Below are 13496 nucleotides of genomic sequence, written 5' to 3'. Positions count from 1 at the left end.
CACACCGAAATCGCGGAGCCGGCAACACCTCGCCAGCGGTCGACGAAGACCCCTCCTCGGATCCGCGTGAACCTGCGCGGCCGCGATGTCGGTTGACGGTCAACCGACACCCCTTCCCCCCGAGGAGTTCCGATGCTCCATCTCCCCGTCTCCGCACCCGCCGCCTGGACCGATGAGATCCAGTTCAGCTGGTCGTATCTGGGCGACCTCGTCGCCACGCTCGCTCCGTACTTCCCGCTCGCGATCGCGGGCACGATCGTGTGGGCGCTCTGGCTGTACCGCGTGATCCTCTCGGCGCGAACGACGGCCATCGTGAGCGAGTTCCAGACCACGACCTCGGTCGTGGTGCCGTCCTTCCATGAGGATCCGGACATCCTCATGCGATGCCTGGAGACGTGGCGCGAGCAGAATCCGACGGAGATCATCATCGTGCTCGACGTCGCCGACCTCGACGCGTACGACCGGATCGTGGCGCTCGGCGACGACCGAATCCGGCCGATCCTCTTCCACCACGCGGGCAAGCGCTCGGCGCTCGGGGCGGGCATCCGGCTTGCGACGAGTGAGATCCTCGTGCTCACCGACTCGGACACCTCATGGACCCCCGGGCTGCTCGAGAACGTCCAGATGCCGTTCGCGGACCCCCGCGTCGGCGGGGTGAGCACACAGCAGAACGTGTACCAGCGGCACACGAGCATCTGGCGCATGGTTGCCGACTGGCTCGTCGACCTGCGCTACTACGACTACGTGCCCGCGATGGGCAGCAAAGGCGCCGTGGCCTGCATCTCCGGTCGCACGGCCGTCTACCGGCGTGACGCGGTGCTGCCGGTGCTCGACAACCTCGAGAACGAGTTCTTCCTCGGTCGACGGTGCATCTCCGGCGATGACGGTCGCCTCACGTGGCTCGTGCTCGCCTCCGGCTACCAGACGGTGCACCAGCGCTCCGCGCGGGCCCTGTCGATGTTCCCGTCGGGCTTCCGCGCCTTCGTGAAGCAGCGTGTGCGCTGGAGCCGGAACTCGTACCGCACCTACCTCACGGCGATCGCCAAGGGCTGGCTGTGGCGGGTGCCGTTCGTGACCAAGATCACCGTTCTCCAGATCCTGCTCACCCCCGTCACGATGGGTCTCACGGTCGGATACATCATCTTCAGTCGGCTGGAGCTCACGACGGTCGGAATCTGGGCCGTCGTGGCGTGGCTCTTCATCGGGCGCGGGATCCGAGGCATCTCGCATCTGCGGCGACGACCGCTCGACATCGTCATCCTGCCGGTCGTCACCCTCACGGTCATCCTGATCGCGCTTCCGCTCAAGGCCTACGCGTTCGTCACCATGAACAAGCAGGGATGGCTCACACGGCACGCCGATCGCGTCGGGGGGGACGGGCAGACCGCCCGCACCCTCGTCGCCGAGGTGGCATGATGTCGCGCCGTTGGATCGTGCTGCGTGCGGCTGTCGTCGCCGGCGTCGCGGCAGCGCTCGTGCTTCCCCAGGCGGCGCACTCGGCCGAACCGGCCGAGAACGTGCCCGTCGTGGGGGAGCCGTATCCCGGGGATCCCGCTCTCGAGTCGCTGCTCGTGGCCGCCGAGGACCGGCGTCTCATCGACGTCCGGTCGATCTCGAATGCAGCGGGGTGGACGAACGCGAATCAGGGGCGTCCCTATCGGCTCGTGACCGGCAGCACGTACACCCTCGTCCTCATCCGGCGCGACGCGCCCTACACGCTCGGCGACCTGCTCGAGTACGCGCCCAGCACCTTCGTGCGTCAGCCGGATGGCTCCTACCTGCTCAGCGAGAACATCGTCGTCGAGCAGGGGGCCACCCTGAACCTGTCCTCGGAGGACGGACTCGTGCTGCGGCTGGCGAGCTCCCCCTCCGCTTTCGTGTCGATCGTCACCATCGGGGGCGGGCTTGAGATCATCGGCACCGCCGACCGGCCCGTCGAGGTGTCCGGGTGGGACCCGGGCGCGAACGCCCCCGATGTGGAGACCTCCGACGGACGGGCTTATCTGAGGGTGACAGGCGGCCACGCGACCATCTCCCACGCGCGCTTCCACGACCTGGGATTCTGGTCCGGCGCGACAGGCGGCATCGCCCTGACCGGAACGGCGCCGCCTGAGACCTTCAGCGAGGACGGGGACGAGTCAGCGGCGGCTGAACCCGCCGCGCCGTCCGTCTACGGCCAGGAGCTCCTCCCCGTGGGCGGGGCCGAGGCCCTCAACCTCGCGCCGAACCTCGGGGCCTACAGCTTCGTGTCCGCCGACATCGACGATGTCGAGAGCCGAGCGAATGCGTTCGGGATGTTCATCACGAGCGCGGCCGGCGTCGACATCCGCGACTCCACTTTCGCCGACAACCTCGTGGATGGCCTTGTGCTGCATCGCGGGGTGACGGACACCGTGGTGCACAACAGCACCGCCTCCGGCAACGGGGTCGACGGTCTGCGACTCGCGCGCGCCACGACGGGGGTCATCGTCGATCGACTGACGGCAGAGGCGAACGGACGCAACGGCGTCACCCTCGAAGGGGGACCGCTCGCGGGCGGCCCCAGTGCCACAGGCACCCCGATCGGCAGCTACGGCAACAACGCCGTGAACGATTCCCTCGTCCGCGGCAACGGTCGCTACGGGATCGAGGCCGTGGGGGGCCGACATCTCGTGCTCGACGGCAACACGGTGGACGGTCACACGATGGGCATCGTCGTTGCGGACGTCGTCGAAGGCGTCACGATCACCGACAACATCGTGGAGAACTCGGCGGAGCAGGGAATCGCGCTTCGCGACGGCGTCCGCGACGCTCTCGTGCAGGGGAACTCCATCGCGGGAGGCGAGATCGGCATCTACCTGCGCGACGCCACAGGAACGATCGACCGGAACACGGTGACCGATGTCAGCAACCACGGAGTGACGATCATCCGGGATCTCGCAACCGTCACGATCAGCAACAACACAGTCTCCGGGCGCGGCCCGAGTGCGATCGATGCTGCTCGTTCGGAGTCCGATGCCGTCATCCGGGGCAACGACATCACGGCGTGGCAGGGCACCAAGCCGCTCGATGTCATCCTGCGCGGCATCTTCCAGCCGCTCACGCTCGTGTGGATCGTTCTCGGACTGATCGTCGTGGTCACCGCCGTCACGGGGCTGCGTCGACGTGAGCCGCGGCGGGCGCTGACCCACCCCTACAGCTCGCATGCGCCGCTGTCGTCGCTCACCGCAGGGATCGCGGATCCGCGCGACTACGGTCGTGAGCCCGTGACGCCTCTGGAGCCGACGAGCGCGTCGACGGCGGAGATCACGTCGAGCGAGCCGGTGTCGACAGTGCAGCAGGTCTCGACCGCAGAATCGGGGCGGGCGGCATGATCGCCGAGCTTCTCGCCCGTCCGTGGCTTCTCGCGGCGCTCTCGTTCGTCGCGGGAGGTGTGTTCGTGGCGCTCATCTGGACAGGCGCCGCGCTGCTCGCCTCGCCCGCGAACCCGCAGAGCGCTCCCACCAGCATTCCCGGGCGCACCGACACGCCGAGTCCGACCGCGACCCAGCAAGCGGACGCGCCCGAGTCGGCGGTCGATGTCGAGGGCTGTCCGGACGCCACTCAGACAGTGTCGGGCGCCGACGAGCTCGCATCCGCGCTCGCCTCCGCAGCGCCCGGAGATGTCATCGTGATGCAGCCGGGAGTGTACGAAGGCGAGTTCGTCGCCTCGACCTCCGGCACGTCCGACGAACTCGTCACGCTGTGCGGCCCCAGGGAAGCCGTGCTCGACGGCGGGGGAGTGAAAGGCGGGTATGTCTTCCACCTCGATGGGGCGCAGTACTGGCACCTGGCGGGCTTCACCGTCACCAACGGGCAGAAGGGCGTGATGGCGGATGGCACTGTCGGCTCCACGATCCAGGGCCTCACCGTGTTCAGCATCGGCGACGAGGCGATCCACCTCCGCGGACACTCCACCGACAACCGGGTCGTGGGCAACGACATCAGCGACACGGGTCTGCGCCGCGAGAAGTTCGGCGAAGGGGTCTACATCGGCTCAGCCGACAGCAACTGGTGCACGATCACCGACTGCGAGCCGGATCGCTCGGATCGCAATCTCGTCGAAGGCAACTACATCCACGGCACGACCTCTGAGGCGATCGACGTCAAGGAGGGCACGACAGGGGGTGTCATCCGCGGCAACACATTCGACGGCTCCCGCATCGTCGCAGCCGACAGCTGGGTGGATGTGAAGGGAAACGACTGGATCATCGAGGGCAACACGGGCGAGAACTCGCCTCTCGATGGCTTCCAGACGCATGAGATCGGCGACGGCGGATGGGGGACCGGAAACACGTTCCGGTCGAACATCGCCGTCGTGGGCGGACCCGGATTCGGGTTCTCTCTCACGCCGGTCAACGACAACGTCGTCGCGTGCGACAACCAGGTCTCCGACGCCGGCGAAGGGTTCAGCAATGTGAGCTGTCGAGGCTGAGGAGGCAGGGCGCGCTCCCGATCACGCGTCCCGCTGCACCAGAAGAAACCGCACCATCCCCCCACCATCAACGCACACTCTGGAGGTTCCCGGTGTCGTACCAGGATCAGCAAGGCTCCACCTCCGAAGCACCCCGGATCACTGTGATCGGGACGGGGTACCTCGGCGCCACCCATGCCGTCTGTATGGCCGCACTCGGATTCGAGGTGCTCGGCTTCGATGTCGACCCCGACAAGATCGCGTCCCTCTCGGCCGGGCGCGTTCCGTTCTTCGAGCCCGGGCTTCCGGAGCAGCTCGAGGCGGCGCTCGCGTCTGGCCGGCTGAGATTCACGACCGACCTCGATGCGGTCGCCGCGTTCGGGGATGTCCACTTCATCTGCGTCGGCACGCCGCAGCAGACGGGCTCGAACCGCGCCGACATGCGCTTCGTCGATGCGGCGGCGACCGGACTCGCGGCGCGCATCGATCGTCGCGCGCTCATCGTCGGCAAATCGACCGTGCCTGTCGGCACGGCCAGCCGCCTCGCCGGGCTCGTGCGCGAGCTCTCGCCGGCGGGTGACGAGGTCGAACTCGCGTGGAACCCCGAGTTCCTTCGCGAGGGCTTCGCGGTCGAGGACACCCTCAACCCGGACCGACTTGTGTTCGGGGTGGAGACCCCGTGGGCCGAGCATATGCTGCGTCAGGTATATGCGCCGATCCTCGACACGGGCACGCCGCTCGTCGTCGCCGACATGGCGACGGCGGAGCTCGTGAAGGTCGCCGCGAACTCGTTCCTCGCCACCAAGATCTCGTTCATCAACGCGATGGCCGAGGTGTGCGAGACCGTGGGCGCGGATGTCACGACGCTCGCGTGCGCGCTCGGACTCGATGACCGCATCGGATCCCGCTTCCTGAAGCCCGGACTCGGGTTCGGCGGCGGATGCCTGCCGAAGGACATCCGTGCCTTCCGAGCGCGGGCGGAGGAGCTGGGTGCGGGGCAGGCGGTGCGCTTCCTCGACGAGATCGACCAGATCAACCTGCGCCGCCGGGTGCGTGCCGTCGACGTGATCCGCGAGCTCGCGGGCGGTGACCTCGCTGGGTGCCGCGTGGCAGCGCTCGGTGCGGCGTTCAAGCCCAATTCCGACGATGTGCGCGACGCCCCGGCTCTCGACGTCGCCCGGCTGCTCTATCTCGAAGGAGCCGAGGTCGTCGTCTACGACCCCGAGGCGACGGCGAATGCGCACCGCGTCTACCCGGATCTCGACTACGTGTCGTCGTTCGCGGAAGCCGTCACGGGTGCCGATGTCGTGGCCCTTCTCACGGAGTGGGATGAGTTCCGGTTCGCCGACCCCGCCGATATGGGCGCGCTCGTCGCGAGCCGTCGGATCCTCGACGCGCGCAATGTGCTCGACGCGTCCCGCTATCAGGCAGCCGGCTGGGACTACCGGGCACTCGGCCGGCCTGCGGTCGGGATGGGGATGTCTCACCGGGAGAACCTGGAAGACTCCGTCGCCTGATGCCGAAGAGTTCTGCCGGGGCCGTGGGCCGATCGGGGGCTCCGGCTCCGGCAGACACCTGGGAATACGTCGCGCGAGTTGCTGGTTGACTCCTCACGTGAGCGAACCCATCAAGATCGACATCTGGTCCGACATCGCCTGCCCCTGGTGCTACATCGGAAAGCGCAAGTTCGAGACGGCCGTCGAGCAGTCCGGAGTCGACGTGAAGATCGAGTACCACTCGTTCGAGCTCTCGCCCGACACTCCCGTCGACTTCGAGGGCTCGGAAGTCGACTTCCTCGCTCAGCACAAGGGCATCCCCGCCGAGCGTGTGAACGACATGCTCGACCGCGTCACCGGCATCGCCGCGACCGTCGGGCTGAACTACGACTTCGACGCGCTGCAGCACACCAACACCGTCAAGGCGCACCAGCTGCTGCACTTCGCGAAGCTCCGTGGGCTCCAGCTCGAGATGAAGGAGCGCCTGCTGAAGGCGTACTTCGAAGAGGGACGCCACGTGGGCCGTGTTCAGGATCTCGCGGATCTCGCCGCCGAGATCGGACTCGACCGGGACGAGGTCGTGCGCTCGCTCGAGAGCGACGAGCACCTCGCCGATGTGCACGAGGACCAGAAGGTCGCCCGCGACTTCGGCATCCAGGGCGTGCCGTTCTTCGTCATCGACCGCAAGTACGGCGTCTCGGGCGCACAGGACTCGGCGACGTTCGCCCAGATCCTCACCGAGGTCGCCGCGGGGCGGGCCGAAGGATGAGCGGGCTCATCCCGCTCGGCGACCCGAACGCCACCGCGTGCGAGGGCGACGTGTGCGCGGTTCCCGGACTCGACGCAGCGTCGGCCGATGTCAGCGTTCCGGAGCAGGCTCGCTGATATCCGCCACCGTCGCCTCGAGCCCGGCGATGAGCGCGTCCGCATCGACGAACAGCGACGTGCCGCGCTCTCCCGCGCCCATCGACACGCGACGGTGCGCGATCCGCTCGTCCACGTACACGGGCCACGGATGCGTCGAGCCGAGCGGCGTGATCGTGCCGCGCTCGTAGCCGGTCGCCTCGAGTGCCACCGCGGGATCCGGAAGCTGCAGCTTGTTGACGCCCACGAGGGCACGCAGCTTCGGCCACGAGATGACGCGGTCGCCGGGGATCTCGGCGAAGAGGAACGTGCCGTCGCTGCGCTTGACGACGAGCGACTTCACGATGTCCGCGGGCGTGATGCCGAGCACCTCGGCCGCCTCCTCGAGCGACGAGACGGGGCGCGAGCGCTCCACGAACTCCACATCGATGCCGCGCGCGGCGGCGTCCGCGGCGACGCGATCGCGTCCTGACTCCACGTCCGGGCTCCTCTCGGCTCGATCTGGAAGAATCGAGGGGATGTCCACCCTAACCGCGCCTCCCGTACCCGCGCTCTCGATCGGTCCGCTCGCTCTCGACGTGCCGGTCGTCCTCGCGCCCATGGCCGGGATCACCAACACGGCATTCCGGCGGCTGTGCCGCGAGTACGGCGCGGGGCTCTACGTCTCCGAGATGATCACGAGCCGTGCGCTCGTCGAACGCACCCCCGAGTCGATGCGCCTCATCCGCCACCATCCCAGCGAGGTTCCGCGCTCGATCCAGCTCTACGGGGTCGACCCGAAGACGGTCTCCGAGGCCGTCACGATGCTCGTCGCCGAGGACCGCGCGGATCACATCGACCTCAACTTCGGCTGCCCCGTTCCCAAGGTCACTCGCAAGGGCGGCGGCGCCGCCCTCCCGTGGAAGCTCGACCTGTTCCGCGCGATCGTCGAAGGTGCGGTGAAGGCCGCAGGCGACCGCCCGCTCACGATCAAGATGCGCAAGGGCATCGACTCGGAGCACCTCACCTACCTCGAGGCGGGTCGCATCGCCGAAGGCGCGGGGGTGTCGGCGATCGCGCTGCACGCCCGCACGGCCTCCGAGTTCTATTCCGGCACCGCCGACTGGTCGGCCATCGCGACGCTCAAGGAGACCATCACGAGCGTGCCGATCCTCGGCAACGGCGACATCTGGAGCGCGCAGGATGCGCTGCGGATGGTCGCGGAGTCGGGATGCGACGGCGTCGTCGTGGGCCGCGGCTGCCTCGGTCGCCCGTGGCTCTTCGGCGATCTCGCCGCCGCGTTCATGGGTCAGGAGCTCAAGGCCGAGCCCACCCTCGGCGAGGTCGCGCAGGCGTTCCGTCGCCACGCGGAGCTGCTCATCGACTTCTACGACGGCGAGGAGGACCGCGCCTGCCGCGACATCCGCAAGCACGTCGCCTGGTACTTCAAGGGCTACCCGGTGGGCGGCGAGGTGCGTTCGGGTCTCGCGCGCGTCTCGAGCCTCGCCGAGATCGACGACCTGATCGGCACACTCGATGGCTCGCTCCCGTATCCCGGCGAGGACGCCGAGGGCCAGCGGGGTCGCGCGGGGCGCCCCAAGCGCACCGCCCTGCCGGATAAGTGGCTGGATTCCCGTGAGCTGCAGGAGACGCATCGCGCGCAGCTCACCGAGGGCGAAGCGGACACCACGGGTGGCTGAGCGGACGCCTGGCTACAGCGAGGCGGACGCCGAGCGGATGCTCCCCGAGGAGCATTCGACGCGCCGCAGCGACTACGCGCGCGATCGCGCTCGCGTGCTGCACTCGAGTGCCCTGCGACGCCTCGCGGTCAAGACGCAGGTGCTCTCGCCCACGGCAGGCTTCGATTTCGCCCGCAACCGCCTCACCCACTCGCTCGAGGTCGCGCAGGTGGGCCGTGAGCTCGCGGTCAACCTCGGGCTCGATCCGGATGTCGTCGACACGGCGTGCCTCGCGCACGACCTCGGGCATCCGCCGTACGGGCACAACGGCGAGCGCGCGCTCAATGACTGGTCGCGCGACATCGGCGGCTTCGAAGGCAACGCGCAGACGCTGCGCCTGCTCACCCGGCTCGAGCCGAAGGTCTTCGGTCCCGACGATCGCGCCTACGGCCTCAACCTCACGCGCGCGAGCCTCGACGCGAGCTGCAAGTATCCGTGGCCCGAAGCGCAGGGCATCCCCGATCCGTCGGGGCGCAGCAAGTTCGGCTTCTACTCGGATGACACTCCCGTGTTCACCTGGCTGCGTGCGGGCGCACCCGAGCGGGTGCGCTGCATCGAGGCCCAGGCGATGGACCTCGCTGACGACATCGGCTACTCGGTGCACGATTTCGAGGATGCGATCATCACGGGCTACCTCGACGTGCGCGCGCTGTCCGCGCGCGCCGACCACGACGAGCTCGTCGAGAGCATGTTCGCGTGGATCGGCGGCGAACATGACCACGACACCCTCATCGCGGCGTTCGACCGCCTCGACAGCCTCGACGCGTGGGTCGACTCGTGGGACGGCTCGCGTCGCGATCACGCGCGTCTCAAGAACCTCACCTCGCAGCTGATCGGCCGCTTCGCCGGCGATGCGGTCCGCGCGACGCGCGAGGCCTACCCGCAGCGCTCGCTCGCGCGGTTCAGCGCGGATGTCGTGGTGCCCGTCGACACGCAGGCGGAGATCGCAGTGCTCAAGGGCATCGTCGCCGCGAACGTCATGTCGACGAACTCCCGCAAGCCGATCTACGCGCGCCAGCGCGAGGTGCTCACCGAGCTCGCGGATGCCCTGTGGGCGGATCCTTCGCAGCTGGAGATCGGGTTCGCTGCCGACTTCGCGGAGGCCGCCGACGACGCCGCGCGCAAGCGGGTCATCGTCGACCAGGTGGCCTCGCTCACCGATCCGTCGGCGAACACCTGGCACGAGCGCCTGGTGCCGTGAACTGAGCGGGCGGCGCGTCTCTCTGGCTCACTAGAATCAGGGCATGGCCGGTCTCATTCGTCGCAGTGACATCGACGAGGTCCGGTCGAGGGTCAACATCGCCGACATCGTGGGCGACTACGTCACGCTGAAGTCCGCCGGCGTCGGCTCGCTCAAGGGTCTCTGCCCGTTCCACGAGGAGCGCAGCCCGAGCTTCCATGTGCGCCCGCAGGTGGGCTTCTACCACTGCTTCGGATGCGGTGAGGGCGGCGACGTCTTCACCTTCCTGCAGAAGATGGATCACGTCAGCTTCCAGGAGGCCGTCGAGCGCATGGCGGCGCGGGTCGGCATCGAGCTGCACTACGAAGATGGCTCTGGCCCCGCGGCCGATCATGGCAACCGCGCGCGCCTGCTTGCCGCGAACGCAGCAGCAGAGCAGTTCTTCCGCGCGCAGCTCGCGGAGCCGGCAGCGCAGCCTGGCCGTGATTTCCTCGGCGGGCGAGGCTTCGATCAGGCGGCCGCTGATCGCTTCGGCGTCGGCTTCGCGCCGAAGTCGTTCGACGCCCTGAAGAACGCGCTCATGAAGCAGGGGTTCACGCAAGATGAGCTCATCGCCGCGGGCCTGCTGTCGACGGGGGAGCGCGGCAACTCCTACGACCGGTTCCGCGGACGCGTGATCTGGCCGATCCGCGACGTCACCGGTCAGACGGTCGGCTTCGGCGCCCGCAAGCTGTTCGACGACGACCAGGGCCCCAAGTACCTCAACACTCCCGAGACGCTCGTCTTCCACAAGTCGCAGGTGCTCTACGGGCTTGATCTCGCGCGCCGCGACATCGCCAAGACCAAGCAGGTCGTGATCGTCGAGGGCTACACCGACGTCATGGCATGCCACCTCGCGGGCATCACCACGGCTGTCGCGACGTGCGGCACGGCGTTCGGCGTCGACCACATCAAGGTGGTCCGGCGGGTGCTGGGAGACGTCGACAACGCCGATTCGACCTCGACGGGCGAGGTCGTCTTCACGTTCGACCCGGATGAGGCGGGCCAGCGGGCAGCGAGCCGCGCCTTCGCGGAGGAGCAGCGGTTCGCCGCGCAGACCTTCGTGGCGGTCGCGCCCGACAACCTCGACCCGTGCGACCTGCGCCTGGCGCGAGGAGACGGCGCGGTGCGCGAGCTGATCCGCACGCGCAAGCCGATGTTCGAGTTCATGATCCGACGCCGTCTCGCCGGCCACGACCTGGAGACGGTCGAGGGCCGTGTCGCGGCGCTGCGGGCGGCCGCCCCTGTCGTCGCCGGCATTCGCGATCGATCGCTGTCGATCGGCTACGTGCGCAACCTCGCGGGGTGGCTCGGCATGAACCCCGACGAGGTGGGGCGCGCGGTGGCGAGCGCGGCGAAGCGCTCCGAGCGCGGTGACGCCCGGCAGGAGGCGGGCGCCCGTCGTTCGGCGGACGAGGCTCAGCAGACGCCTGCACAGCAGGAGGCGAGCCTCACCGAGCTGCCCACAGATCCCGTGACGCGTATGGAACGCGATGCGCTCATGGCGATCCTGCAGTATCCCCAGTCGGTGGGGCAGGCTCTTATCGCGAAGGCCACCGAGGCGCGATTCGCGAACCAGACGCTCGCGATCGTGCGGGATGCCGTTCGCGCGAATCTCGATCACGCGACGGGGCAGAACTGGCTCCAGCGGATCTCCGAGGAGGTGCCTCCGGGTTTCGGAAAGCTCGTGATGCAGCTCGGCGTCGCTCCGCTTCCCGAGCGCAAGGAGCAGCTTCCTGCGTACTGCCGCAGCGTCGCGACGTCGCTCGTCGACCGTGACCTGCTGCGCCGCAAGAGCGAGCTGCTGGGTGCGATGCAGCGCGCCCGCGCCGACGGCGATCGCGAACGCGAGGCCGAACTCGGTCGGCAGTCGGTCGCGCTCGAAAGCGAGCGTCGGGAGCTGCGCGGGGAGTGACGCGCCCCGCGCCGATGTGCCGCGTGTAGCGTCACGCTGCTGGGCGTCCGGCTCGGCGAGGACGCAGATTCGCTGCGTCTGACGCGCCGAATCGACGATCATCCGCGTCGGTCTCGGATACCTGAGAATCGCGAAGGCTGCTGTGCTAGACCTGAACATCTGTCGCCCCCCGGACAGTCGGGCTGCGGCATTCCCCCCAGTCTGAGCAGAAAAGAGGTCCGGATGATGTCATCCGTCTCCCGGAAGTCACGCCTTCTCGCAGCTGCAGCCCTTCCCCTCGGTGCGGCCCTCGTGCTCGCCGGGTGCACGTCGGGCTCTGGCGGAGCTGGCGGTGGTGACAATCTCATCGTCGTCGGCACCACGGACAAGGTCACCACGCTCGACCCGGCCGGCTCGTACGACAACGGCTCGCTTGCGGTTCAGATTCAGGTCTTCCCGTACCTCGTCACGACGGACTACAACTCGTCGGAGGTCGTTCCGGACCTCGCTGAGACAGCGGAGTTCACCTCGCCGACCGAGTACACGGTCACCCTCCCCGAGGGCCTCACCTGGGCCAACGGCAACGAGCTCACCGCATCCGATGTGGTGTTCTCCTTCGAGCGCAATGTCGCGATCGCCGACCCCAACGGGGCGTCCAGCCTGCTCTACAACCTCGAGAAGGTCGAAGCGCTGGACGACACCACGGTGGTGTTCACGCTCAAGACCGAGAATGATCAGGTCTTCCCGTTCATCCTCACGAGCTTCCCCGGTGCGATCGTCGACGAGGAGGTGTTCTCGGCCGATGAGGTCACGCCCGACGCCGACATCGTCGAGGCGAACGCGTTCGGCGGCGCGTACGTCATCACCGACTACGACTTCAACAATGTGGTGCAGTTCGAGCCGAACCCCGACTACACGGGCCTGCTCGATGCGCCCGCCAACGACGGCGTGATCCTCAACTACTACGCCGATTCCTCCAACCTCAAGCTCGAGGTCGAGAAGGGTCAGATCGATGTCGCGCACCGCAGCCTGTCGGCGACGGACGTCGAGGATCTGCGCGGCAGCGACGACGTCAGCGTGGTCGAAGGCCCCGGCGGTGAGATCCGCTACATCGTGTTCAACTTCGACACCCAGCCCTACGGGGCCACGACCGCCGAGGCCGACCCGGCGAAGGCTCTCGCCGTGCGGCAGGCGATGGCGTCGCTCGTCGACCGCGACGCCATCTCGCAGCAGGTCTACAAGGAGACCTACACGCCGCTCTACTCCTACGTGCCGGACGGCTTCGCGGGCGCGACCCAGTCGCTCAAGGGGCTCTACGGCGACGGCGACGGCGGTCCCGATGTCGCGAAGGCGACGGAGATCCTCACGGCCGCCGGCGTGGAGACACCGGTCGCGCTGAGTCTGCAGTACAGCCCCGATCACTACGGCCCCTCGTCGGGAGACGAGTACGCGATGATCAAGGACCAGCTCGAAGCGGATGGTCTCTTCGCGGTGGATCTGCAGTCCACCGAGTGGGTGCAGTATTCGAAGGACCGGACGGCCGACGCGTACCCCGCGTACCAGCTCGGATGGTTCCCCGATTACTCGGATGCGGACAACTATCTGGCGCCGTTCTTCCTCACCGACAACTTCCTCGGCAACCACTTCTCGGACGCGCAGGTGGAGCAGCTCATCCTGAGCCAGGCGGTCGAGCCGGATGTCGCGAAGCGCACGGGGATGATCGAGCAGATCCAGGAGCTCGTCGCGCAGCAGCTGTCGACGCTGCCGCTGCTTCAGGGTGCGCAGGTCGCGGTGACCGGCACCGATGTGGAGGGCGTCATCCTCGACACCTCGTTCAAGCTCCGCTTCGCTCCGATCACCCGCTGACCGGATC

10 protein-coding genes are annotated in these 13496 nt (G+C 68.2%); 9 read left to right on the top strand and 1 reads right to left on the bottom strand.

The genetic code is table 11. The annotated features are described in order from the left end of the window. Positions 1-132: 132 nt before the first annotated feature. From HCR12_RS07870 to HCR12_RS07850, 5 genes are all read left to right on the top strand, one after another. The gene (locus tag HCR12_RS07870) at positions 133-1416 is read left to right on the top strand and encodes a glycosyltransferase (RefSeq protein WP_166864952.1); all 1284 of its coding nucleotides are present in this window, start codon (positions 133-135) and stop codon (positions 1414-1416) included. After that, positions 1416-3353 (top strand): right-handed parallel beta-helix repeat-containing protein, encoded by a 1938-nt coding sequence (locus tag HCR12_RS07865; protein WP_166864948.1) that lies wholly within the window; start codon positions 1416-1418, stop codon positions 3351-3353. The genes HCR12_RS07870 and HCR12_RS07865 overlap by 1 nt, the downstream gene beginning before the upstream one ends. Next, positions 3350-4453 (top strand): right-handed parallel beta-helix repeat-containing protein, encoded by a 1104-nt coding sequence (locus HCR12_RS07860; protein WP_166864945.1) that lies wholly within the window; start codon positions 3350-3352, stop codon positions 4451-4453. The genes HCR12_RS07865 and HCR12_RS07860 overlap by 4 nt, the downstream gene beginning before the upstream one ends. A 92-nt stretch (positions 4454-4545) precedes the next feature. Then, a complete protein-coding gene (locus tag HCR12_RS07855; protein ID WP_166864942.1) occupies positions 4546-5949 on the top strand; it encodes a UDP-glucose dehydrogenase family protein in 1404 nt (467 codons plus the stop codon). A gap of 97 nt (positions 5950-6046) precedes the next feature. Next, complete coding sequence (locus HCR12_RS07850) at positions 6047-6697, top strand: DsbA family oxidoreductase (RefSeq protein ID WP_166864939.1); 651 nt, start codon at positions 6047-6049, stop codon at positions 6695-6697. Positions 6698-6787: 90 nt separating this feature from the next. Here the strand turns inward: HCR12_RS07850 and HCR12_RS07845 are convergent, their stop codons facing one another. After that, positions 6788-7270, bottom strand: a complete 483-nt coding sequence (locus tag HCR12_RS07845; RefSeq protein WP_224763336.1) for an aminoacyl-tRNA deacylase — start codon at positions 7268-7270, stop codon at positions 6788-6790. Between the two features lie 40 nt (positions 7271-7310). Here HCR12_RS07845 and dusB point away from each other — a divergent pair, with 40 nt between their 5' ends. The 4 genes from dusB to HCR12_RS07825 all read left to right on the top strand — a co-directional run bounded on the left by dusB (position 7311) and on the right by HCR12_RS07825 (position 13489). Beyond that, positions 7311-8471 (top strand): tRNA dihydrouridine synthase DusB, encoded by a 1161-nt coding sequence (gene dusB, locus HCR12_RS07840; protein WP_224763335.1) that lies wholly within the window; start codon positions 7311-7313, stop codon positions 8469-8471. Further along, complete coding sequence (locus HCR12_RS07835) at positions 8464-9711, top strand: deoxyguanosinetriphosphate triphosphohydrolase (RefSeq protein WP_224763334.1); 1248 nt, start codon at positions 8464-8466, stop codon at positions 9709-9711. The genes dusB and HCR12_RS07835 overlap by 8 nt, the downstream gene beginning before the upstream one ends. Positions 9712-9754: 43 nt before the next feature. Then, positions 9755-11644, top strand: coding sequence for a DNA primase (gene dnaG, locus HCR12_RS07830; RefSeq protein ID WP_166864929.1), 1890 nt, complete (start codon positions 9755-9757; stop codon positions 11642-11644). Between the two features lie 225 nt (positions 11645-11869). Further along, positions 11870-13489 (top strand): ABC transporter substrate-binding protein, encoded by a 1620-nt coding sequence (locus tag HCR12_RS07825; protein WP_191412387.1) that lies wholly within the window; start codon positions 11870-11872, stop codon positions 13487-13489. The last annotated feature ends 7 nt before the right edge of the window (positions 13490-13496 follow it).

The organism is Salinibacterium sp. ZJ70 (assembly GCF_011751865.2).
GTDB lineage: Bacteria > Actinomycetota > Actinomycetes > Actinomycetales > Microbacteriaceae > Homoserinibacter.
Note: the sequence above shows the minus strand (reverse complement) of the source record. Positions and strands in the feature narration are given on the sequence as shown.

Bases quoted from the DNA above. Each gene is read 5' to 3' on its own strand.
- HCR12_RS07870 (WP_166864952.1), top strand. From the start codon at position 133: ATGCTCCATCTCCCCGTCTCCGCACCCGCCGCCTGGACCGATGAGATC.
- HCR12_RS07865 (WP_166864948.1), top strand. From the start codon at position 1,416: ATGTCGCGCCGTTGGATCGTGCTGCGTGCGGCTGTCGTCGCCGGCGTC.
- HCR12_RS07860 (WP_166864945.1), top strand. From the start codon at position 3,350: ATGATCGCCGAGCTTCTCGCCCGTCCGTGGCTTCTCGCGGCGCTCTCG.
- dusB (WP_224763335.1), top strand. From the start codon at position 7,311: ATGTCCACCCTAACCGCGCCTCCCGTACCCGCGCTCTCGATCGGTCCG.
- dnaG (WP_166864929.1), top strand. From the start codon at position 9,755: ATGGCCGGTCTCATTCGTCGCAGTGACATCGACGAGGTCCGGTCGAGG.
- HCR12_RS07825 (WP_191412387.1), top strand. From the start codon at position 11,870: ATGTCATCCGTCTCCCGGAAGTCACGCCTTCTCGCAGCTGCAGCCCTT.